Annotated in this window: 16 protein-coding genes and 1 pseudogene; 7 read left to right on the plus strand and 10 right to left on the minus strand. The window is 32.1% G+C overall.

Going from position 1 to position 23,855, the window contains the following annotated elements; translation table 11 throughout:
* Positions 1-33: 33 nt before the first annotated feature.
* Complete coding sequence (locus ABD077_RS19845) at positions 34-1,896, minus strand: glycoside hydrolase family 36 protein (protein ID WP_343913979.1); 1,863 nt, start codon at positions 1,894-1,896, stop codon at positions 34-36.
* Between the two features lie 300 nt (positions 1,897-2,196).
* Here ABD077_RS19845 and ABD077_RS19850 point away from each other — a divergent pair, with 300 nt between their 5' ends.
* Genes ABD077_RS19850 through ABD077_RS19875 form a run of 6 tightly spaced genes read left to right on the plus strand, consistent with a single transcriptional unit; the run spans position 2,197 to position 11,221 of the window.
* Positions 2,197-2,937 carry a hypothetical protein gene (locus ABD077_RS19850; RefSeq protein ID WP_343913980.1) on the plus strand — a complete coding sequence of 247 codons (741 nt, stop codon included), beginning with the start codon at positions 2,197-2,199 and terminating at the stop codon, positions 2,935-2,937.
* A 12-nt stretch (positions 2,938-2,949) separates the two neighbouring features.
* A complete protein-coding gene (locus ABD077_RS19855; RefSeq protein WP_343913981.1) occupies positions 2,950-5,715 on the plus strand; it encodes a TonB-dependent receptor in 2,766 nt (921 codons plus the stop codon).
* A gap of 5 nt (positions 5,716-5,720) precedes the next feature.
* Positions 5,721-6,953, plus strand: a complete 1,233-nt coding sequence (locus ABD077_RS19860) for a DUF4249 domain-containing protein (protein ID WP_343913982.1) — start codon at positions 5,721-5,723, stop codon at positions 6,951-6,953.
* Positions 6,954-6,962: 9 nt separating this feature from the next.
* Complete coding sequence (locus ABD077_RS19865) at positions 6,963-8,216, plus strand: DUF4249 domain-containing protein (protein WP_343913983.1); 1,254 nt, start codon at positions 6,963-6,965, stop codon at positions 8,214-8,216.
* Positions 8,217-8,230: 14 nt separating this feature from the next.
* Positions 8,231-9,436, plus strand: a complete 1,206-nt coding sequence (locus ABD077_RS19870; RefSeq protein ID WP_343913984.1) for a DUF4249 domain-containing protein — start codon at positions 8,231-8,233, stop codon at positions 9,434-9,436.
* 18 nt (positions 9,437-9,454) lie between these two features.
* The gene (locus ABD077_RS19875; RefSeq protein WP_343913985.1) at positions 9,455-11,221 is read left to right on the plus strand and encodes a hypothetical protein; all 1,767 of its coding nucleotides are present in this window, start codon (positions 9,455-9,457) and stop codon (positions 11,219-11,221) included.
* Positions 11,222-11,283: 62 nt separating this feature from the next.
* On the opposite strand, the gene ABD077_RS19880 is transcribed toward ABD077_RS19875, so the two are convergent.
* The 7 genes and pseudogenes from ABD077_RS19880 to ABD077_RS19910 form a co-directional block, all read right to left on the minus strand.
* Positions 11,284-11,652: a nuclear transport factor 2 family protein gene (locus ABD077_RS19880; RefSeq protein WP_343913986.1), complete on the minus strand. Its 369-nt coding sequence runs from the start codon at positions 11,650-11,652 to the stop codon at positions 11,284-11,286.
* A gap of 12 nt (positions 11,653-11,664) precedes the next feature.
* Positions 11,665-12,408 (minus strand): annotated as a pseudogene (locus ABD077_RS19885) (SDR family NAD(P)-dependent oxidoreductase).
* Positions 12,405-12,608 (minus strand): tautomerase family protein, encoded by a 204-nt coding sequence (locus ABD077_RS19890; RefSeq protein WP_343913987.1) that lies wholly within the window; start codon positions 12,606-12,608, stop codon positions 12,405-12,407. Before ABD077_RS19890 ends, ABD077_RS19885 begins: the two are co-directional and overlap by 4 nt.
* 131 nt (positions 12,609-12,739) lie before the next feature.
* Complete coding sequence (locus tag ABD077_RS19895; RefSeq protein WP_343913988.1) at positions 12,740-13,321, minus strand: Crp/Fnr family transcriptional regulator; 582 nt, start codon at positions 13,319-13,321, stop codon at positions 12,740-12,742.
* A 24-nt stretch (positions 13,322-13,345) separates the two neighbouring features.
* Positions 13,346-14,524, minus strand: a complete 1,179-nt coding sequence (locus ABD077_RS19900; RefSeq protein ID WP_343913989.1) for a nuclear transport factor 2 family protein — start codon at positions 14,522-14,524, stop codon at positions 13,346-13,348.
* Positions 14,525-14,632: 108 nt separating this feature from the next.
* Positions 14,633-15,811, minus strand: coding sequence for an MFS transporter (locus ABD077_RS19905; protein ID WP_343914179.1), 1,179 nt, complete (start codon positions 15,809-15,811; stop codon positions 14,633-14,635).
* Positions 15,808-18,012 (minus strand): bifunctional alpha,alpha-trehalose-phosphate synthase (UDP-forming)/trehalose-phosphatase, encoded by a 2,205-nt coding sequence (locus ABD077_RS19910; protein ID WP_343913990.1) that lies wholly within the window; start codon positions 18,010-18,012, stop codon positions 15,808-15,810. Before ABD077_RS19910 ends, ABD077_RS19905 begins: the two co-directional genes overlap by 4 nt.
* A gap of 92 nt (positions 18,013-18,104) precedes the next feature.
* Here ABD077_RS19910 and ABD077_RS19915 point away from each other — a divergent pair, with 92 nt between their 5' ends.
* A complete protein-coding gene (locus ABD077_RS19915) occupies positions 18,105-19,871 on the plus strand; it encodes a glycoside hydrolase family 15 protein (RefSeq protein ID WP_343913991.1) in 1,767 nt (588 codons plus the stop codon).
* A gap of 70 nt (positions 19,872-19,941) precedes the next feature.
* On the opposite strand, the gene ABD077_RS19920 is transcribed toward ABD077_RS19915, so the two are convergent.
* Complete coding sequence (locus ABD077_RS19920; RefSeq protein ID WP_343913992.1) at positions 19,942-20,739, minus strand: sugar-binding protein; 798 nt, start codon at positions 20,737-20,739, stop codon at positions 19,942-19,944.
* Between the two features lie 271 nt (positions 20,740-21,010).
* The gene (locus tag ABD077_RS19925; RefSeq protein WP_343913993.1) at positions 21,011-23,305 is read right to left on the minus strand and encodes a starch-binding protein; all 2,295 of its coding nucleotides are present in this window, start codon (positions 23,303-23,305) and stop codon (positions 21,011-21,013) included.
* Positions 23,306-23,855 lie beyond the last annotated feature (550 nt).

Genomic DNA, 23,855 nt, shown 5'->3' on the forward strand with positions numbered 1-23,855 from the left:
GTAGGAAACACATATGGAATTGATTTATGATAATTACTTTGTGAAACGTACATATCCGGATTTTGGAACTTGTATTTCTATGATGCCTTTTTCACATGCAACCTCTTGTTCATATATAAGAGTACCATAGCAATCTGATACTATCATTTTTCCATTGAATTGAGTTTCGGTTTTAAGAAAAATTTCATTTGTGGATTTGGCGTTAATGATATCCAATCGTTCAATATTATCATCTAATAAAACAGGAGTGTCTTCATATAAAGTGGTGATTTGAACTCCATTTTTTATAGAGGTAAGGTGGGGATAGTTAGATGCAGGATTAGAAGGGATAAAATTTCCATCAAGTAATACTTCTCGATTTTCATTCCAGTAGGAAAACCAATGTCTTATCATTGTAAGATGCTCTTCTGGAACTTCATTTAACTTTACAGATAATTGTGGAACACTATATAATATATTCAGAATTTGCAAAGCTGCTATTTCTGGAGTTTCTTCATTTCTCCAAATAAACATGTCACTATGCACTGCAGTGTTTTGGGATAGTATTCTAAGATTTGTTACTTCTAATCGATTAGCAATTGCATTGTTAGGAGCGTCAACTCCTCTAAACATATTCCCATATTTTCTCATGATGGGTCCAATATATGGTTGCCTAAACTCGATTAAAATGTTTGGTTTTAATGAGGACAATCTAGCCGTAATATCGGTCATGAGTTTTTCGGTGGCATTACTTACACTTGCAAAATCACGTCCATCTTCTTTGGTTAGTTTTGTATCTTCTTTAGCAACAAACCAACCTATAAAATCTAATTTAAAACCATCTATATTCCATTCTTTTAAGGCTTTCTCGTAAGTATTGATAATGTATTCTCTCGTTTCTGGATAACGAGGATCTAGTACATAGGTGCCTTGACTTTCCCAATAGCGTAGATATTTTCCTTTAAAACGAGAGAATGTTTTAGATTTCTCACCAACAAATGGAAGCGAATACCAAAGTATAAATTTCATGTCCTCATTATGAACAGCTTCTACAAATTCTTTCATTTCAGGAATTCTATCTGGAGTCCAATCTCCTGTATAAGCATATCCGCGATTATTATCATTAGTTTGCCATCCGTCATCAATAATGACAGCTTCGCATCCCAAGGATTTTGCAATTTTACACTCACTTATAATAGCGTTTGCAGAAATGTTTTGATGATAACTATACCAAGTAGAATACATTGGTTTTTTAGAATCTTCAGGTACAAACATTGGTTTGTAATCAGGGTTTTGTGCCCACCAACTTGCAACATCATCAATAGTTTTATGGTAAGGAAGCTTTCTAGTATCTATCCTTAAGGTTACGCTGTAAGATGTGGTTTTGGGCATCTTGTCTTCAAATAAACGTATTGTTGGATAGAAATGTACATCTTCCTCTTTTAAATAGGATTGAATAGTGGATTTATTTAAAGCATCGGAGAGCGCAATGGTGATTCGATTATCTAATTGATTATTATAAAAACATAGTATTGGTGCATTACTGGATATTCGTGAAGAGACTTTACTATTATAATAATTCACTTTATCGACAGCAGTGGTTGTATTCCAATATCCATTAATGTCGATTGATGGAAAGTTAAATTTGATATCCACGGGTTGTAAGGTGGATAGTTTATCAGAAGAAAAAGTAAAGGTTATGAGATTAACTCCTGTTATTTCGGAAGATATTTTTTTGCTAACCGAAAAAGCTCCTAGTTCCCCATCTATTTTAATACTATCTAAATTGATAGCTAACGGGACTTTTGGTTTTTCTTTTGGAATCTCATACACCAATGTTGTATCTTTTTTATTACACGATAAAAAATTAAAGACTAAGCAAAATATTGTGGTTCTTACAACAATGTGAATATTCATTTTTGATGATTTATTGAGATGTGAATAGGAATTAAATATAGTTATTTATAACGTTGATAAATAAATAATTATGTAAACGATTTGATGAGATCTTCGAATCTGTGATGAAGAGGGTTATTTTGTAAAGCTAAATATTATTGTTTTCTTTTTTTTAATTGAAAAAACAATGAAATAATAATGAATTTAAAGAAAAATAAAAAAATAGGGTAACATATGCTTTACAAGTGTCATAAACAAAAGAGAGTTCATTTTAGAGAGATTAAAAACGTAATTTTAAATATCATTTAATAATCAAATTGTATGGGGAAAAGTATAAAAAGCACGATCATTTTTTTATTCTTACCATTTGTTTTTTTTAGTCAGGTTAATAAAGAAAGCCTTTATTATGATTGGTTTGACAAAGCTATAGGTCAAAACCATACTTCGTTATATAATGGAAAACAATATTTTGATAAAGAGAAAAGTGTTCTGTTTGAGGGGAAACATGTCTATTTTAAAACAGATAAATTTCTAAAAGGCAATGTAGTTTACGATAATCAGAGTTACTATAATTTGGATTTACAGTATAATCTTGAATTTGATGATATTATTGTTAGTTTGAAATCTAAAGGTGTTGTTTCCTTATTTAAGTTAATAAAGGATAAAGTTTCAGAGTTTACTATAAATGAACATCGTTTTTTACGTTTGGAAGATTTTATTAAGTCTGAAACAGATGTGAAAGGTTTTGTTGAACTTTTGTATAACAACAAGAGCATTTTTTTAGTAAAAAAGTATAAGAAAGTAAGAAGGAATAAAGTAAAACAATTAGGACGGAAGCGACATTTGTATTATTACTTCGTGGGATCTCATAAGTATGGAGTATTAAAAGATGAGATCTATTATTCTGTAAACTCAAAGTCAGATGTTGTGAAATTGTTTCCAAATCTAAAGAAGCAGATTAGTAATTATTACTATGAAAATTGGAGATTAAGGAAAAATAAGCCTGACTCTTTTATGAAAGGATTATTCGAAAATGTAATTAATTCGTCAATTTCTAACTAGTTCTGATCCGATATGAAAAGAATTATACCTTTATTATTGTTTTTTGTTTATACATTAAGTTATTCACAAGAAAAGAAGATATCATTAAATTATCAAGATGAGGATGTTGCAAACGTACTTTCTCTAATCGAAAATCAAACAGATTTTAGATTTTTTTACATGGATTCTTGGCTGGCAGATCAGGATAAGATATCAGGGAATTATCAAGATGTAGAAATAAAAGATATCCTTATTGAAATTTTTAAGGATACAGTACTTAATTTTTACATTCTAGATAACAGAATTATTCTTACCAAAAATGAAAGTGTTTATGATTATCTTCCAGATCAGTTTTTTGGTTTGCAACGCGACACTGTCATCACAAAAACGATTCGAAAGACTAAAAAGAAAGTCGATTTGCCAGTTTTGTCAAGTAATAGAAATAATTCTTTAAGTCAGAAAATAGAAACAATCAGAATCGGTAAGAGAGTACAAAATGATAATAAATCAGAGTATGAAATCTCGGGAAAATTAACTAATAAAGTTAATAATCAACCGATAAAGGAGGCGTTGATTCTTATTAATGGTACCAATAAAAACATTAAATCTGATGGTAATGGTTTTTATCGATTAACGCTACCGCCAGGTAGTTATAATTTTGAGATCAATGCTTTGGGAATGGAACGTTACCAAAAAAAGATTATACTTTATGGAGATGGGACATTAAATGCAACAATAAGCGAAAAAATCGAACAATTGGATGCTATTTTTCTTGAAAAGAAAAAGGATAATAATGTAGAAGAGGTTATAACAAAAACAGAGATAAATGTTAAGGAATCTAAAAATATTCCTTTAGCTTTAGGTGAACGTGATGTACTACGAGTTGCTACTACTTTACCAGGTATAAGTACTACAGGAGAAGGAGGAATAGGGTATAATGTAAGAGGAGGTAAATCAGATCAAAATCTTATTTTACTGGATAATGCCGTTGTATATAGTCCACAACATTTTTTTGGTATTTTCTCTGCACTAAATCCTTTTGTATTAGATGAAGCGAATATTTTTAAGAATAATATACCCGCACAATATGGTGGTAGATTATCGTCCGTTTTTGATTTAAAAACTAAAGACGCCAGTGTGACAAAGTTTAAAGGAGAGGCTTCTATTGGACCGGTCACAGGGAATATTTTATTAGAAACTCCAATTGTAAAGGATAAGTCCGGTTTTTTAATTGGAGGAAGAGGAGCGTATGCAAACTATATATTAGAATCATTGGATGATGAAGCATTACAAAATAGTGAAGCGTCCTTTTATGATATAGTGGCTAAGTACAATCATAAAATTGGAGATAAATCTAAAATTGAAATCACTGGATATACAAGTAGAGATGATTTTAGTATTACCTCTGATTCTCTCTTTATTTATAATAATAGAGCATTTTCGTTACAATGGGATTATAAGTTTGATGCCAAAAACAGAGGAGAACTAATAGTTTCTAATAGTCAGTATAAGTTCAATATTGAGTTTGATGGACAATCAAATGATGATTTTGAATTGGGATATGACATAAATGAATCTCATCTTAAACTAAATTTTGATTATACATATTCGGATAAAATTAAGTTTAATTACGGTTTATCGAATAAACTATATAACGTTAATCCAGGTAATATAGAACCTTTAAATGGTGATTCGTCGGTTGCTCCTCTTCAGATCGAAAAAGAAAAAGCTCTAGAAACCGCTGGTTACATAGGTGCAAAAATAGACATTACTAAAGAGATAAAAGTTGATGCAGGTTTACGATATTCGCTTTATAATGCATTAGGAGCAGGAACACAAAATGTATATGCCCCCGGAGCACCGCGCACAGAAGCAAGTATTACCGAAGTTAGGAACTTTGAAAATAATGAGATTATGAAAACTTACAATGGCGCAGAATATCGAATCGCAGGAAGATATTTATTTACACCGGATTTTTCATTAAAAGCTTCTTATAATAAATCATTTCAGTTTATTCATTCATTATCTAATAATACAACAGCGTCTCCAATAGACACTTGGAAATTATCAGATCTGAACATAAAACCGCAAAATTCTCATCAATTTTCTTTAGGACTTTATAAAAATCTTAAGGATGATATGTATGAGATTAGTTTAGAAGGTTTTTATAAGCGATTAAATAATATTGTGGATTTTAAAACAGGAGCCGAGGTATTACTCAATGAAAATATAGAGACTGAAGTTTTACAAGGAAAAGGAAAGGCTTATGGCGTAGAGTTGTTGGTAAAAAAACAGAAAGGAAAACTATATGGTTGGCTGGGATATACCTATTCCAGATCTTTTAATAAATTTCAGAGTCCTTTTTCCGAAGAAGAAATTAACAATGGTAATTTCTTTCCTTCTAATTTTGATAAGCCTCATGATTTTAGTTTAGTCCTTAATTATAAATTCACAAAAAGATATAGCCTTTCTACTAATTTTGTTTATCAAACGGGAAGACCAATAACCTACCCCGTAGGACAGTTTAATTTTAATGGTGCCGAGTTTACCGTATTTAGTGATAGAAATGAATTTAGAATCCCAGACTTTTATAGATTGGATATTGGGTTTAATATAGAAGGAAACCACAAAAAGAAAAAGCTCTTTCATAGTTTTTGGACAGTTTCGGTATATAATGTTTTAGGAAGAAATAATCCTTATTCAGTGTTTTTTGTTACCGAAGATGGAGAGGTTAAAGGATTACAATCTTCAATATTTTCAATTCCAGTTCCATCCATTACATATAATTTCAGATTTTAACTCAAATGAAAAAGAGGTATAACATAGCTGAATTTTTTAAAGCCAATAGATTAGTTTATATACTGTTTGTTTTCTTGGGTTTATATGGATGTACTGAGCCATTTATTGCTGATGATTTATTCACTGAAGATTTACTAGTGGTAAATGCTACAATATCAGATCAAGTCAGAAAACAAGAAGTGATATTATCCAGGACAATAGGTTTTGAGGCAGATACACCAGTTTTTGAAACTGGAGCTACTATACTTATTAAAGAAGATTCTTTGACCGAATATACCTTCGAGGAGATAGAACCAGGAGTATATAAGTCAATACAGGATTTTGGAGTAAATGAAGGAAAAGAATATGAGCTTTCTATCACTACTCAAAATGGAATGATATATAAATCCGAAAAAGTTATTGCTCCAGGACCAACATCAATTGAAAATGTGTATGCTAAACGAACTATAAATGATGAAGGTGTAGAAGGCATAGGTATATTTTTGAATAGTTTTGATCCACTTGGTAATTCTATGTATTACAGATATGATTTTGAAGAGACATATCAAATAATAACACCTCTATGGATTGCTACTGACCTCATTGCGACAGTTCAGGGAAATGAGGTGATCTTCGATACTGCTTCAAGACCAGAAGAAGAGCAAGTTTGTTACAAAACACAAAGATCGAATAGGATAAGTCTTGTAAATACTTCTGGCTTAATTGAAGATCGAATAGAGGATCAAATGGTCAATTTTATTCCAGCAGATGATATAAGAGTAGAAAATAGATATTCTATTTTGGTTAAACAATATGTACAGACACTTTCAAGTCACTCATTTTATAATACGTTGAATGAATTTTCTAGTTCTGAAAATATTTTTTCACAGATACAACCAGGATTTATAACTGGTAATATTAAATCGGTAAATAATCCAGATGAAAAGGTAGTAGGCTTTTTTGATGTATCTTCTTTAGCCGAAGAGCGTATTTTTTTCAATAGAAAAGATTTTCTCGAAGGCTTACCGAAGTTTGAATATGATTGTGAGGAATTTATTCCAGAAAGAGGAAGACTAGAGTCAGTAAATGAATTTAGAATAAGAATAGCAACCTTAATAAGGAATAATCGGTTAAGGGTTTTAAGATTTACACCTATAATAAACCCAGATGGAGAGCCAAATATTGTATTTGTACCAAGACTTTGTGGCGATTGCACGATTTTAGGAAAGCCGGAACCGCCTGATTTTTGGATAGAATAAAATTTTAGTATGATAGAGAAAGGATTTTTTTTGTTTCAAAGTAATTTTGAAACATTTTCTAGAAGAGTTGTTTTAGGTTTTCTAGTTTTATTTGGTTTAAATGCATGTACGGAACCTTTTGATTTATCTAATGAGAACATAGAAGATTTTCTGGTAGTGAATGCACGAATAACAGATGAACTAACGAATCATAGAATAGTACTTTCTAGAACCATAGGTTTTGGTAATAATGTGAGACCTATTTATGAATCAGGAGCCACTATAGTAGTAACCGAAAATAACGCTACCAATTATTCTTTTAGCGAAATTGAATCAGGGATATATGAATCTGATCAAGAGTTTAGAGCAGTTAGCGGTCAGGAATATCAATTGAGTATTAGAACACAGAACGGATTAAGTTATCGATCTGATAAAGTTATAGCACCACAACAAGGATCACTCGATGAAGTATATGTAAAAAGAATGCGGAATGAAGACGGAGTTGATGGCGTCGGAATTTTTGTAAATAGTTTTGATCCATCAGGTAATTCAAAGTTTTATCGTTTTGGTTATGAAGAAACCTTTAGAGTGTCAGCTCCATTATGGATTTCCGTAGATGTTGAGCCAAAATTAACTCCAGATGGCATTGGTTTTAGACTAGTAGAAAGACCAGAGAGTCAAAAAGTTTGTTATCAAACTCAACTATCAAACAATATAAACCTTGTAAATACTAGTGGGTTTGCAGAGGATAGAATTCAGGATTTACCAATTAGATTTATTCCTGCAGATGATATCGTGGTAGCAGAACGATATAGTATCCTTGTAAATCAGTTTATACAAACTCAGGAAGCACAGTCTTTTTATAGAGTGTTAGATGATTTTTCGGGTTCGGATAATCTTTTTGCACAAATACAACCAGGATTTATAGGTGGTAACATATTTTTAGAGAATGATCCAGATACTAAAGCTTTAGGTTTTTTTGATGTTTCGTCTTTATCTCAGAAGAGAGTATTTTTTGACCATGATGATTTTTTAGGTGATTTACCTCCTTTCGAATTAGATTGTGAAGAAGTAGTTCCTCCGCAACCAGCTAATAGCAACATTTCAATTGAAGAGAGATTGGAAATTTTAAGAGGTTTTATTATTGCAAATAAGGCAAGACTCAAAGTTCCTCCTTATATACCGCCTCCTGGAGAGTTTCCAACTTTTGTTTTTATACCTCGTGAATGTGGAGATTGTACGGCTTTAGGTAAAGCGGAGGCTCCAGAATTTTGGATAGAATAATATTTATTAATACGATGATAGGAAAAAGATGTTTTATAGGGTTTCTATTTTTCTTTGGTTTAAATGCGTGCACTGAACCTTTTGATTTAGCTAATGAGAATATAGAAGATTTTTTGGTAGTGAATGCACGAATAACAGATCAATTAACAAAGCATAACATATTTCTTTCACGGACAATAGGTTTTGATGATGATACACCAATTTTTGAAACTGGTGCAACGGTAGTAGTAATTGAAAATGGGATAACTAATTATACTTTTAATGAAATTGAACCAGGAACCTACGAGGCTGATCAAGAGTTTAGAGCAGTTAGTGGCCAGGAATATCAATTGAGTATTAGAACACAGAACGGATTAAGTTATCGATCTGATAAAGTTATAGCACCACAAGAAGGAACACTAGATGAAGTATATGTAAAAAGAATGCTGAATGACGATGGAGTTGATGGTATTGGAATTTTTGTAAATAGTTTTGATCCATCAGGTAATTCAAAGTTTTATCGTTTTGCCTATGATGAGACATATAGAGTTACAGCTCCATTATGGATCTCGGTAGATGTTGAGTCTTTTGTAACTGCCGGTGGTATTGGTTTTAGACTAGTAGAAAGACCAGAGAGTCAAAAAGTTTGTTATAAAACCCAAAGATCCAATAATATAAATCTAGTAAATACTACTGGTCTTACCGAAGATCGAATTCAGGATTTACAGATCCGATTCATTCCTGCCGATGATATTGAGGTCGCAGAACGTTATAGTATAGTGGTAAATCAGTTTACACAAACACAGGAAGCACAATCATTTTATAGAGTATTAAGTGACTTCTCGGGATCAGATAATATTTTTGCACAGATACAACCAGGGTTTATTGGTGGAAATATTTTTGTAGAGACAGATCCGAGTAACAAGGCATTAGGCTTTTTTGATGTTTCGTCATTATCACAAAAAAGAATATTTTTTGATCATGATGATTTTTTAGGAGATTTACCTCCTTTCGAATTAGATTGTGAAGAAGTAACTCCTCCTCAACCAGCGAATCCTGATATTACACTTGAAGAAAGATTACAAATTTTAAGAGGTTTTATAACAAATAAAGTGAGACTCAAAGTTCGTCCTTTTATACCTCCGCCAGGAGAGTTTCCCACTTTTATTTTTATACCTCGTGAATGTGGAGATTGTACGGCTTTAGGTAATGCGGAGGCTCCAGAATTTTGGATAGAATAACTAATAAAAAACAATTACATGAAAAATATAACATTTCTCCTATTATTTATAGTATCAACTATAACTAGTCAGCAGAAAAAGAAGTTACAAAATGATGATGAGGTTTTAAAATATAAATTGATTCCTCAAGAGACTTTATTTTTGCATTATAACAACACGCTACTATTTTCAGGAGAGAATTTACATTACAAAATTTATTGTTTTAATTCAGAAGATAATGCTTATACAAATATTAGTAAAGTAGCTTATGTAGTGTTGTTAAATGAAGATGAACAATACATTTTTAAACATAGAATACAATTAAATGATGGAATAGGATATGGAGATTTTTTTATACCTGTATCTGTTCCTTCTGGAAATTATAAAATTGTAGCCTATACACAATGGATGCTTAACGCCAAGAATCATTTTTATCAAGGCGAGCTTAGTATAATTAACCCTTATCAGGTAAATGAAAATATTATTGCAAAAAATGGGATTTTACCTAATACAAATACTGGTGAGCAAGGAGATACTAAGGTTTATACATCAGACGATAAGATTCGATTGTCCTTTGATAAAACTGCATATGCATGTCGAGAAAAAGTAACACTGACGCTAGAAAATCAATTTGAAGATTATGAAGGCTCATACTCAATCTCTGTAATTAGGAAAGACACTTTTGTAAAATCAACTGATTTATCAGCAATTGATTTTGTAAAAAATAAAGATGAACAAATTGTTTTGAAAAAAGATGTAAATGTGAACTCGAGTGTTTTTTTACCAGAAATGAGAGGCGAATTGGTTTATGGAAAGATTAAAGCTAAGGAAGATAAAAAAGTTTCATTGAAAAAAGACTTAGGATTATCTCTTCCTAAAGAAAAAAATGAAGTTTATTTTGTTTCTACAGATGATGCTGGTGAATTTGTCTTGAATTTACCGAACAGAAATACTGATAACGATAAATTATTAGTTGAAGTATTAGGAGAAGATAGGAGTGATTATACGGTTAGTTTATACGATATTCCTAAGATAGATTTTAATAATCTTAACTTTTATCAGTTTAAAATTACTTCTGGATTAAAGGATAAGATCATTCAAAGAAGTGTTTATAATCAAATAGAAAACAACTATTACGGGGCAAAACCAGATACCTTAATTACAAAAGAGCAGAGTGCTCCTTTTTATGGCAAATATGATATATATACTTATAAATTAGATGAATATACTCGTTTCCCAACTATAAAAGAGACATTGGTAGAAGTTGTAGAAGGTATGTGGTCCACAAAAGACGAAAATGGGAAATATATTTTTGGTATTCGTGATTATTATCCTGATCAAGAAGAAATTGGTTATAAACCTTTATTGTTAATTGATGGTGTCGTTGAACAAGATCAGGATAAAATTATAAATTCAGCGGCTAAGGATTTTGTTAGTATTTCCTATATCAGAGATCGATATTATTTAGGATCGAAGATATTTGGAGGAATAGTATTGATGGAGACCAAGAATAATGATTACGCCGAAACTAGAGTTGCAGAATATATTGCTACTGCTGATTTGCCAGAAATTAAGGTTCAGAATAAGAAATATTTTAAACAAAAATATAATGGTGAAAAACTATATGATCGAATTCCAGATTATAGAAATCAACTATTATGGGAACCAGAGATAACTTTTGAAACTAAGAAGAAGATTATTCGATTCTTTACTTCTGATATTAAGGGAGAGTTTGAGGTTCGGTTAGAAGGGTTTAACTCTTTGGGTGTTCCAGTATCTGTAAAAAAGAGCTTTCTGGTTGATTAGAAAGCTCTCATACATGTTTATTTTAATATGAGTCTTTATTAAAAAAAGACATTTTATATTTTCTAAATCACATGGGTAAAAATCTTGTTTACGATTTTCCAGTCTTCATTGATTTTTGTGAGAGATAAATAATCATAATAATTATAACCTAACATGGGTACATGAAGTTTAATCATGGCTATATTTCCGAGAATATCAATACCTATGGTCTCCATTTTAAAATCCTCATTTAGCTCACTTGGACTTTGTCTGTTTTTAACTCCCTCTATATATTCTTTCCTGCTTTTTTTATAAGGAACCCCGTTTATATCGCCATAAATAATAGCATTGTTTGTAAAACATGATTCTAATTTATTTGCATCTCCGTAGAAAATGCCTTCAAAGTAATTTGTAATTACGTTTTGTATGTCTTTAATATTGTCGTTATACATAACTCTATAATTTTAAATAGTGTGTCCAACGGTATGACCTCCAGCAACATTTATGGTTTCACCCGTGATGAAATCAGAAGATGCCAAATAATAGGCCGCTTCAGCAATTTCATCAGCCTCTCCAATACGATTCAGTAAGTGTAATCCAGCTAAACTGTCCGCATTTGCGATCCCCATTTTTCCTTGTAAAGGACTCCTAATAATACCTGGAGCAATGGTATTTACTTTAATATTATCTTTTCCAAATTCTGCAGCGAGTTGTCTGGTTAGCGAATGTATTGCACCTTTACTAGTAATAGGAGCTGTAGCAGGAAAACCACCGATAGCATGTTCTACCAAAACAGTTCCTATATTTATAATGGAACCATTTTGTTGTGTCACCATTTCACTAATTGCAGCTTGCGTAGTAAAATAAGTTCCTTTGAGATTAATAGTCTAATACCTTTCTAAATCTTCTTCTATAACCTCTAAAAAAGGCTTTGGAGCAAAAACTCCTGCATTATTGATAAGCACATCTACGGAACCGAATGTTTCTTTTGCTAATCGAACAAGTTCTTTTCCTGTATTTTGATTGCTGATATCACCGACAAAATAGATTGCATTTACAGGAGAACCAAGTTCGTGATATGCATTTTTTAAATTATTCTCATTAGCGGAATTCATGACTACATTACTTTCTCTTTCGATAAAATAAGCGGCAACGGCTTTTCCTATACCGGTAGAAGCACCGGTAATAATTACTGTTTTGTTTTTCATGATTTGAATTTTTTTGAATTTGAATATTGTTTTGCGTCGTATCCCCAATTATCAATAGGGATTTCGTCTATAACCACGTGAGTGGTTTTAAGACTTTTGTCTAATACGTCTACAACCAATTGGGTAGCACCTTCGATTAGTTGACGCTTTTGCTCTTTGGTTACCTGTTCATCGGTAACTTTAATATTGATGTAAGGCATCTGTTATACTTTTAAGATTATGCTACAAAGTTCAGATGAAAGGGAAGAATTTATAAGGACCTAAGTCACTACTTTAAAGTGATGTATATCACTTTCTTTTCTATTAGTTTTTATAGGAAGTTAGTTTGGTACTAAGAGTCAAGCCTACTCAAAGTTTCTCTAGAAACACCAAGGTAAGAAGCTATGAGTTTTTTAGGAACTCTTTGAAATAGTTGAGGGTATTGTTCTAGGAGTAGATCATATCGTTCTTTGGTAGAATTTTTTAAAAGAGATAAGATTCTTTGCTGAAGGGCAATTCGACCAAACTTACTCTTTTTGGCCCAAAAACGTTCCATTTTATGCATTTGACTGGTAAGTTTATCTCTATTTTCGAAAGTTATATATAAGAGCTCACAATCTTCAAGACAATCAATATTGATTTTGGAAGGCGTTTGTTTTACAAAAGATTCATAATCCGTAATCCACCAATGTTCCATGGCAAAGCGAAGAATATGTTCTTTACCATTCTCATTTAGAAAATAACTTTTAACGCAACCTTTGGTGATCCAATATTCTTTTTTTACAATTTCTCCTTCCTGTACTAGATATTGATGTTTTCTTTTTTTAGTAGTTTCAAAATGGCTCAACACAAAATCAAACTCCTTATCCGTTAATGGAACTATTTCTTCAATATGTTGTCGTAGTGGATGGTTTGTTTTATTGTTATCTAGCATTTTGAATATTGTTATCTAAAATATCTAAAAAAAGGTAACCTTCGCTATTTTACCATTTTCCACTTCATAGATTGCTACAGCTTTTATCTTTTCACCATTCATGAGTACTAGTTCTTCGTCAATGACTTTGTTACCGTAAACAATTCTATTTTTGATTTCACAGTGTAGATCTGGTGTGTTCTCAAAAAAGGATGCGTACCCTTTTTTTAGATTATCTATTCCCTCATAACTTAATTTATTAGGATAGTAATACACTTTTACATTTTTTGAGTATGTAGCAGCAAAGGCATCAATGTTTCTAGCATTATAGGCATCTAATTGCTGCTGAACAATGCGCTCTGGTGATACGTCAGAAACTACAGACAATAAAGAGCTAATGGAATTCGTAGAGATTCTTGTGATATTTCCAAGTCCTAGGTCTATAGAAGTATAAAACAAGCTCCAATTTTTATCTGTTTTTGGATTAAATTTATAAATGATATTTCCTTTAGGCATTAAAATGGTTCCATTTAATAACCAACACATGTCTTCGGCTCCTGGAATAGTATTTATAATTTTTTTTGTCTCTCCAGAGATGGGATCTAATGATTTTATTTCCCATTGCTCATTTTCTTTGCTTATGTAACTGATGAACTTAGAATTTGGAATCTTGTGTAATGATCTTCCTATTTTCTTTTGGAGAGTTGTATTCGTCTTATTTTTTAAATCAGAAACCACCAGTGACAAACTCTGATCTTCTAATACAGAAGAAATAATAATATTTTTATCATACCAACAGTGATATCCAACTACAAGATTTTCTAATAATACCTTAGGTTTTCCAGTTTCAAAATCATACGAATATAATAGTTGCTTACCTGTGGTATCCAACCTGATAGCCGAAATAGCCTTTTGATTGGGGATTTTAGTAGGTGAATATTCACTTCCTTCCAAAGTATTAGAAATCCAATCAATTTTATTGTCTCTAATATTATACGCAGCTATATCAGTTTGTCCATTTCTGGTCGAAGAAAACAAAACAATATTATCATTATAAAAATAAGGCTGATTATCATAGCCTGGATTGTTTGAAATATTTCTTTGATTGGTAAGCTTTAGTTCATTATTCTCTGTTGAAATATCGAATAAATAAACTTCTGTATCTGTTTGAGCCGAACTTAAAAAAAAATGGGATAGTATTACAAAAAAAAGAATGTTTCTCATGGGTTTTGTTTTCTAAAATACAGGTAAATATCAAGTATTTTCTTAAGTATTTGTTAAGAGTTATTTCTGATAATTAAGAGTTGATAAATATCAACTTTAAAATCAAGTTTACTGTTTTCGAGAAGCATAAAGACCAATTAGTGGACCAATTCCTAAAAAAAGGAATATATACATCGAATCCATATGGTTGACTAGATAAGAAAGTAATTGAATGCTAATAATCGTAATTGCAAAACCGATACAATTTACAATGGTAAGTCCAGTTCCTCTAAGTTCTGGAGGTGCAGCACCAGCTACCATTGTCGAAAACTGAGGAGAATCTGATATCACCACCATACCCCAGAAACATAATAAGCCTAAGAATATTTCTACTGGTAATTGGAATAGGAGAGGAGAGATTAAGCAAAAAAGCCCAGAAATAATTAGTGAATACCGTGCTACTTTTCTACTTCCAGTTTTCAATGAGATATAACCACCCAAAACACAAGATAAGAAACCAATAGCAATGATGGTAAACGACCATAGAGATATTGGAATCCCTATTCTATGCTTTTCGACATAAGTTTTTAATAGCACTGGAACAAAGCCCCAAAACGCATAAAGTTCCCACATATGACCGAAGTATCCGAAAGCAGCTTTTCTAAAACTAATAATTCCAAAAAGTTCGGTGATTACTCCTAATTGTAATTTAGAAACCGGTTTTCTATAAGGACCATTAGGAATACAAAAATAAATTAATAACCCGCCAAGTAAGGCTAGTAAACTAGTAGATTGGATTACGATTTTGTAATTGCTATTCCACGACAGTTCTTTTAATAAATGAGGAAGCGCAGTACCCAAAACTAAAGCACCTACCAAATACCCTAATGCTTTCCCTAAACCATCTTTGTAGTAATCGGAGGCTATTTTCATTCCAACAGGATAAATTCCAGCTAGGAAAAAACCAGTTCCAAATCGTGCTGTTAGCACATTAAGAACAGTAATATTGGGTATTAATAGCACGATATTACAAAGCGCTCCCAAGATTGCTGAAATCATAAATACTTTTGATGGAGAAAATCGATCTACCAATGTAAAAAGGGCAAAAGTGAGCGTACCGATAATAAAACCAAATTGAACCGTTGATAAAAGATACCCTAGTATATTAAAGCCTACATTAAACTGAGCTGCAAAGTCATCTATAACAGCATTTCCTGCAAACCACAAAGACGTACAGAAAAACTGAGCAATAATAATAACAGGAAGTATATGGATCTTTGGTTTCAGAATATTTATATTATTGGTTATTTAAGTTCTTGTAATAATTGATGAACCTGATTTGTATCTTCTACGTAAAATTTGGCAATCGTTTTTTTCAATCCTACTTTAATAGTATATGAAGAAGATGGCAATTCTTTGAACATATATTCATCTGTCCAATCATCACCTATGGCAAAAATAAAATCATAGTCTTTTTCTACAAGCATTTTGCAAGCTGATTTTCCTTTGTTAATACCACTTACTTTTATTTCTAATACCTTATCACCTTCTAAAATTTCGAGATTATGGTTAGCGATGAGGTGTTGTATTGTGGTTTTTAATTCCATAGATCTTAGTTTACCAAGATCAGGATCTACATTTCTAAAATGCCAAGCCAACGAATAATTTTTTTCTTCGATAAGAGAACCTGGTGTTCTGTCGGTAAACGATTCTAGTACAGGAGCAATGGACTCAAACCAATCATTATTTACTCTTTCTAATAATTCCCAATCTTTATCAACGTCTTTTAACCAGGCTCCATGTTCGGTAATTAAAGTATAATCTTTATGACCGAACCATTTATTGAAAGTAAATTTATCTCTACCAGTTATCAATATGACTTTGTTTCTTTTATCTTTTTGTAGGCTGTCTAAAATATCAAATATTTTTTGAGTGGGTTTGGCATTTTCAGGAATTTTCTCAAAAGGAGCTAAAGTTCCATCATAATCAATAAATAGAATACGATTTTTTGCAGCTCCGAAATCTGATAATAAATCTTTCTTTAGTTCGGGAGTTAATTTCTTTAATGAGTACTTTTTAGCTGTGGTTTTAGTGTTTTCCAGAGATTCCATGAAATCTTTGGCCCATTTCTCTACATTATATCTTTTCAATCTCTTTTGTAGCGCAGTATTTCTTTTTATCTGTTCTTCTTCAGGCATCTCTAAAGCAAACTTTAGCGTGTCCGCTATTTCTTCAAAATTATTTGGATTGATAATGAGTGCTTCGCTCATTTCTTTTGAAGCACCTGTCATTTCACTTAAGATAAGAACCCCCTTTTTATCAACTCTAGAAGCTATGTATTCTTTGGCAACCAGATTCATTCCATCTCTTATCGGAGTCAACAAAGCGACTTCACTAGAAGTATATAAATCAATTAAATTCTCAAAAGGCATCGAACGATAAAAATACCAAATAGGAGTCCAGCTTACTTCCGAGAATTTGCCATTAATTCTACCTACCAGTTGATCAATTTCATTTTTTAGTAGTTGATATTGCGGAACGTTAGATCTAGAAGGTACCGCAAGCATTACTAATCTTGCTTTTCCTCTAAATTGAGGGTATTTATCTAAGAAATATTCAAAGGCTCTTAATCTGTTGGCAATCCCTTTTGTGTAATCAAGTCTATCTATGGATAAAATGAGTTTTGCACGATCTCCATCTGCAAGGTGCTCATCTATTTTTTGTTGTATTTCTGTCTGGTCCTGTTTTTCCTTTTCATTATGTAAGGTAGCGGCATCATGAAACTTTTGATAATCAATACCCATAGGGAAAGAATCTACTTTAACAATTCTGTTATCAAGCTGTACATTGTTAAAGTTAATTTCTAATCCTAAAATTCTCTGAGCAGAACTTAGAAAATGTCGTTCATAATCATACGTATGAAACCCAACTAAATCGGCTCCTAATAATCCTTTTAGTATTTCTTTTCTGCAAGGAATTGTTCTAAATACTTCATATGAAGGAAAAGGAATATGCAAAAAGAATCCTATAGTTACATTCGGTTTCTTTTTTCGGATCATTTCGGGTAACAATAGTAGTTGATAATCGTGTACCCAAATAGTATCATTTTCATCAAGATTTTCGATGACAATATCCGCAAATTTTTGATTTACAGATTGATATATATTCCAACTATCTTTCTCAAACTCGGTATATTCCATGAAATAATGAAATAATGGCCATAAAGTATTATTACTAAAACCATAATAAAATCCATCGATTTCTTCAGAAGTTAATGGAACTCCAACACATTGATGTTTTGTCAATGCATTTTTTACCAAAATTCTTTTATTATCGTCTAATTGTTCTTCAGTAAGACCACTCCAACCGATCCAAATACTATCACTTCCAGAATGAACAGATTTCATTCCTGTTGCTAATCCTCCAACACTTGGTATCGTATTAATGGAATTATTGTCAATTTCTAATTGTAAAGGCAGTCGATTTGAGATTATGATAGTTTTACTCATAAAGCTTGGTGAAAGTTGGTTGACTAATTTTGATTGATTAAATTTCGGTTCAGCGAATAAAGGTACGTTTATTTAAAAGAACTTGAAATTATATGAATAATTTGGACTACGGAATTATTGGAAATTGTAAGAGCGCAGCGTTAATTTCAAAAAAGGGAGCTATTGATTGGTGTTGTCTTCCTAATTTTGATTCGTCATCAGTTTTTGCAAAAATTCTGGATGAAGATAAAGGAGGAACTTTCGAAATTTTAGTGAGTGATGATTATAAGATTTCTCAGAAATATATCATTAAAACAAATATTCTGGTAACGGAATATAATAATGGAACGGATGTTTTTGAAAGTATCGATTTTATGCCGCGATATCAGAATGAAGATGGTTCTTATCATGCCCCTGCGGATATCATTAGGTATATTAAGTTAATTTCAGGAAAGCCAACTTTTAGAATAAAATATGACCCAAAGTTGGAATATGCAAAAGAGGATACCTATTCAAAAGTAACGGAAAATTATATTAAAAGTATCACAGATAAAGATAAGTATGACACCTTATATCTATACTCTGATCTTGATTTAGAAACCATTCTGAATTCTGAAGAAATTACATTGACTGATAACGCTTATTTTTTGATAAGCTATCACGAAAAGATTTTGAAACAATCATTAGAACTTTGTTATCTTAAACTACAAAGGACACGAGTTTATTGGATGGATTGGAGCGAAAAAACGACCTCTTATAATTTGTATAATCAGGAAATCTTAAGAAGTGCTTTAGTGCTTAAATTATTGAGTTATGAAAAGTCAGGAGCTGTATTAGCGGCTGCAACTACTTCGTTACCAGAAACTATAGGAGAGGTACGAAATTGGGATTATCGTTTCTGTTGGATTAGGGATGCCTCTATGGTGATAAAAGTGATTTCAGATCTTGGGCATAAACAAGTAGCACAACGCTTTCTAAGATTTATAATTGATATCATACCTGATAAGGACGAAAAGATTCAGATTATGTATGGAATTAATGGAGAGAAGGATCTTACGGAAAAAACACTTGATCATCTTAGCGGTTATAAAAATTCTAGTCCAGTTCGAATCGGAAATGCAGCTTTTCACCAAAAACAAAATGATATCTATGGTATCTTAATGAATGTAATTTATCAACAGTTTGTAAAGTTTGATGCTGCTGTAGATGATAGCGAAAGTTTATGGACTATTAGTAAAAGTATTGTACATATTGTAAATGTAAACTGGGAAAAGCCTGATAAAGGTATTTGGGAATTTAGAACAGAAGAACGACATTTTACATTTTCCAAACTACTTTGTTGGGTAGCTGTGGATAGAGCTATCAAAATAGGAGAATTAATAGGTAAAACTAACAATAATGAAAGGTGGAAAGAACTGAGAGATCGAATTTATAATGATATATATGAGAATGCTTGGAATGAAGAGGTGCAAGCGTATACACAATCTTATGGGTCGCCTGACCTAGATGCTTCTACTTTATTAATGGAGTCCTATGGATTTATAGAAGCAAAAGATCCGAGATTTGTGAATACAGTAAAAGCTACGGAACGAGAATTATGTAATGATGGATTACTATATAGATATAAGAATAAAGATGATTTTGGATTGCCTTCCTCTTCATTTACAATCTGTAGTTTTTGGTTTATAAATAGTTTAAACAAAATAGGAGAGAAGGAAAAGGCCCGTAAAATGTTTGACCAATTATTATCCTACAGTAACCATTTAGGGTTGTTTAGTGAGGATATAGATTTTAAATCTAAAAGATTACTTGGTAATTTTCCACAAGCATACTCTCATCTAGCATTAATAGAAACTGCAGTGAATTTTTCGGAAAGCTAAAAAATAGAATAGAAATACTACAAATACAAGATCTCAAATAGCATCTTGTATTTGTAGTTTATAAAAAATGTTATTCTACTAAAACAATAGTGCCAAAGATATCTGCATTGATCCAACCTTGGTTTTTATCTTCTCCTGGTACAAAAACAGAACCCATAAAGTTTTCTCTTTCTTTACTCGCATCGTTATCATTGTATGCAATGGCAAAACCTAGTTTTTGATCTTTAGATAATACAACAGGATCATTAGCTTTCCCTTCTTCATAGGTATCATCAAATACAATCATTTCGAATTCCCAAACAGTAACATCACCATCTGTCTTACGCTTCATTTTTACATGATTGTTGTATAAAAGAGGTTTTTTACTGGCATCTAAATCTACCACATTACCATCTAATGCTACATGATATGCAAATGCATTATTATTATATTGGTGTTCACCTCCAGAATTATCAGCATCTATAAAAATTTCTACACAATCATCATCCCACCAAAGTTTTAAAGGATCTTTATATTGATCATATAATACATCATCTTTTATTTCTACTAAAATATAGAGTGCTTCTGGTGTCCATGTCATTTTATAGCGTCCAAAGAAATCGTTGACATCTGGAAATTCTCCTATCCAATTTTGATCCATAGGATACCATTTGGTTTCGTTCCAAATAGGATCATTCATATCGCCGTCTATAGTAGGAGTAATTTCTGCCTTCTTTATATTTCTTAGCTGATGGTCTTTTTTTTCTTTTTTAGCAATTTCTGCAGGTTGTTCTGTACTATCAGCAATTGTTTTATCTGAATTATTGTTTTCCTTTTTTTTGCAAGAAATGATTAAGATTAATGAAAGTAAGAAGACTATTTTTTTCACAAGATTATTATTTATAGTTATTGAATTTAAACTTAACAGGATCGGAAAGATATTAAAAACATTCACTCGTTTTCGAGGAATCTATAAAAGTTAAGATTTTGTAAAGTCGATAATCAATATTTAAATGCTCTAAGATTTGAACCGAGGATAATTAACTTAAAGGAAAAGGGTGAATTCTAATCATAAAAAAGCGGTCGTTTACTTCAAACGACCGCTTTTTGACTGACATATCGATATATGATATGATGGTAAGTAATTAGGACAAAAAAAATTATTGTTTTACAATTTTAATTCTTTTCAGTTTCGTTCCATTAAGAGTTACCGTACAGAAATATATTCCAGATTCACGCATATCATTAGCGTTTATCTCAATAGTTTGATTTCCTTTTAAGGTACTTTGGCTATAAATTGTTTTCGTCTGACCTAAAATATTCGAAATGGATACACTTAAGACACCGTTTTCTTGAGTATTAACACTTAGGGTTCCTCTTTCTCTCACAGGATTTGGCCACAGCGTAACGTCTGTTTCTATTATCGAACTATTTCCTTTATCAGCTTCACCTGCTAATTCTAGTGCTCTTGTAGAAGGACAGTTATTCGGACAATTTGCAGACCAAGTCCCTGTTCTTTGTCCGCTACTACTTCCGGTAACGGTAAACCATCCATCTGTGCCTCTGGTTAGGTCTACAGTTTGTTGACCATTTCCATTATTGAATACAACTCCTATATCATTTGCGGATACTCCATTGGGTATCGTAAATGTTTTTCTTGCCCAAGAAGTTCCACTTAAATTTGTCATTGTATCTCCTGGCCATCCCGGCGTTCCGGCTAATGTTTGGTTTGTGGCTCTGTTGAACAGATATAAGTTAGCGTTAGTACCCCATCCACTACTAGGTTTTTGGAAGTTTAATGTAACATCATTAGATCCTCCTCCAGATGAGCTACAGTCAGATGGGCAAGTATCTGACCAAGTACCATTGGTATACCAACCGTCTGTACTTCTGGATAAATCTCCAGTTTGATTACTTCCATCGTTAAAGATTACTCTGATGTTACCAGCAGATACTCCAGCCGGTGGTGTTAATGTATAAGAATACCAAGGAGTACCAGAGATGTTGGTCATCTGTTGTCCTGGCCAACCAGCAGTTCCAGGAATTGTTGCATTAGCTGAAGCATCAAAGAAATAAGCATTGATGTTGTTTCCCCAATTAGACGGTTTTTTGAAATTAACAGTAAAAGGAGCTACAGTATCTCCACCACCTGTATTATCTCCACCACCTTGTGTCCAAACAGCATAATCGCTTCCAGAAGTTCTTAGAGTCCATCCACTTCCATTAGGAGACCAATTACCACTTCCTAATTTCATGGCGATAGTTCCATTTCGTCCATCGATATAAGCTGCATATAGGTCATTTCTTGCTTCCGCAATGTTAATAGAAGATCCCGCAAATACTCTTACATCTTTTCTAATAGCAATTAAATCTCTAATTGCATTTTGTACTCCAGCTCCAGCATCAAAGAAGTGTGTCCAGAATACCATTGGATTCCCTGGGTGTGTTAAAATGTAGGCATATCCTTTTCTTAAATTGGTTTCTCCTCCAGGAAATACAAAATTAGATCCACAACATTGTTGCGCTTCTCCAGTGTCATGATTATCTAAAAAAGTTACGGATTTTGTTGGGTTGATTCCGATCATTCCAGATGGATTACCAGAAAAGTCTCTTAGGTAAGATAAATTATTATCTCTTAGCGCATTTTGAAGACTTACCTTAGTGTTAAAGTCAAATGCGGATGAAGATCCTTGCGTCCAGTTTACAAAGTTATTGGTTTGTACTCTGCTACTTTCTAGTAATTCTCCCACAGCAAAATAAGGATTTGTAGCATCGTTATATTCTTTGTTGTATATTGGATTATATCCATGTACGAAATCATATCTCCAACCATCGAAACCTAAATCATTTCTTAGGAAATTCATCCAGGCGATGATTTCTTGTCGTACTTCTGGATTTTCATGATCTAAATCCCTTGCAGCTGCAAATCCACCACCAGATCCATCTGCTTTTAGAGCATTACCAGGTACGAAATCACCATTGATACTAAAATTAACAGGAAAGTTTACAAAATTTCTACCTTCATCATCGGCGGTAATAAAATACGTTGGCCAAGCAGGATTGGTAAAAGTAACAGCGTCATTGCTACCAACTCTATGATTAATTACAATATCACTAATTACTCTTACATCCTGAGAGTGATACTGGTTGATTAGATTTCTCAATTGTGCTTCTGTACCGTAGGCACTATTAAAATTATAAAGTTCTCTTGGAAGATATCCTTGTGGAGCTGCAGAGTTACTTGGTGGAGGCATCCATATCAAATCAATACCAGCATCGCTAATCGTGCTACTTACACTTGTTACTACATCATACCAAGTTTGACCAGCAGGTTGATTTTGAACATTCCAATCAAAAGCTTGGAACATTACGTCTTCATCTTGTGCTTGCATCTGCATAAGCGGGAAGCAACATAAGAAGCTTACTAAAATTTTAAAAAGGGTTTTTCTTTTCATTTCATAAGATTTTTTGTGTTCTTTAATGAGAACGGAGGTTTTAAATACGTAAGTAAATTTGTGTTTTTCTCAAATTTTCGCTGTCGGAAAAAAGAGCCTGAAGAGATTAATAATGTGCTAGTGATATCTATTTGAAATAGTAATAACTGTAACACTTTAAGCTACGCTGCTTTAAAGAAATTTCAAATTAATAGTCTTTTTGGTAATTATTCGACTGATGACATATTAGTTATAAAGACAAGTAGTAAGTAATTTTTTCTCGGCAATCTTAATTTTAGAAATTAATTCTTGTTTTCCTGACTGAATATTTAAAAGAAAAGTTTGTTTAATTAGAGTAGCTCAAACAATTTAGAAATTTTCGGAGGAGGTGAAATTGTTTTCATAATTCGTAAATTTTAGTTTGTAAAAGTGTTTCTTGTGTTAAATTTCCACTAAGTTATTACGAAATATTCAATTTTTGAGTTTCGAAAAGTTACTACAACGTTTTCGTGTTGATAAATTCTTACTATTTCACATAATATATTGAGAAACAAGCCATAATTAACAATTT

The organism is Aquimarina litoralis (assembly GCF_039523995.1).
Taxonomy (GTDB): domain Bacteria; phylum Bacteroidota; class Bacteroidia; order Flavobacteriales; family Flavobacteriaceae; genus Aquimarina; species Aquimarina litoralis.

What these genes read in the sequence shown, in the direction of transcription:
- ABD077_RS19845 (WP_343913979.1), bottom strand. Translation starts at nt 1,896, where the DNA reads ATGAATATTCACATTGTTGTAAGAACCACAATATTTTGCTTAGTCTTT.
- ABD077_RS19850 (WP_343913980.1), top strand. Translation starts at nt 2,197, where the DNA reads ATGGGGAAAAGTATAAAAAGCACGATCATTTTTTTATTCTTACCATTT.
- ABD077_RS19855 (WP_343913981.1), top strand. Translation starts at nt 2,950, where the DNA reads ATGAAAAGAATTATACCTTTATTATTGTTTTTTGTTTATACATTAAGT.
- ABD077_RS19860 (WP_343913982.1), top strand. Translation starts at nt 5,721, where the DNA reads ATGAAAAAGAGGTATAACATAGCTGAATTTTTTAAAGCCAATAGATTA.
- ABD077_RS19865 (WP_343913983.1), top strand. Translation starts at nt 6,963, where the DNA reads ATGATAGAGAAAGGATTTTTTTTGTTTCAAAGTAATTTTGAAACATTT.
- ABD077_RS19870 (WP_343913984.1), top strand. Translation starts at nt 8,231, where the DNA reads ATGATAGGAAAAAGATGTTTTATAGGGTTTCTATTTTTCTTTGGTTTA.
- ABD077_RS19875 (WP_343913985.1), top strand. Translation starts at nt 9,455, where the DNA reads ATGAAAAATATAACATTTCTCCTATTATTTATAGTATCAACTATAACT.
- ABD077_RS19880 (WP_343913986.1), bottom strand. Translation starts at nt 11,652, where the DNA reads ATGTATAACGACAATATTAAAGACATACAAAACGTAATTACAAATTAC.
- ABD077_RS19890 (WP_343913987.1), bottom strand. Translation starts at nt 12,608, where the DNA reads ATGCCTTACATCAATATTAAAGTTACCGATGAACAGGTAACCAAAGAG.
- ABD077_RS19895 (WP_343913988.1), bottom strand. Translation starts at nt 13,321, where the DNA reads ATGCTAGATAACAATAAAACAAACCATCCACTACGACAACATATTGAA.
- ABD077_RS19900 (WP_343913989.1), bottom strand. Translation starts at nt 14,524, where the DNA reads ATGAGAAACATTCTTTTTTTTGTAATACTATCCCATTTTTTTTTAAGT.
- ABD077_RS19910 (WP_343913990.1), bottom strand. Translation starts at nt 18,012, where the DNA reads ATGAGTAAAACTATCATAATCTCAAATCGACTGCCTTTACAATTAGAA.
- ABD077_RS19915 (WP_343913991.1), top strand. Translation starts at nt 18,105, where the DNA reads ATGAATAATTTGGACTACGGAATTATTGGAAATTGTAAGAGCGCAGCG.
- ABD077_RS19925 (WP_343913993.1), bottom strand. Translation starts at nt 23,305, where the DNA reads ATGAAAAGAAAAACCCTTTTTAAAATTTTAGTAAGCTTCTTATGTTGC.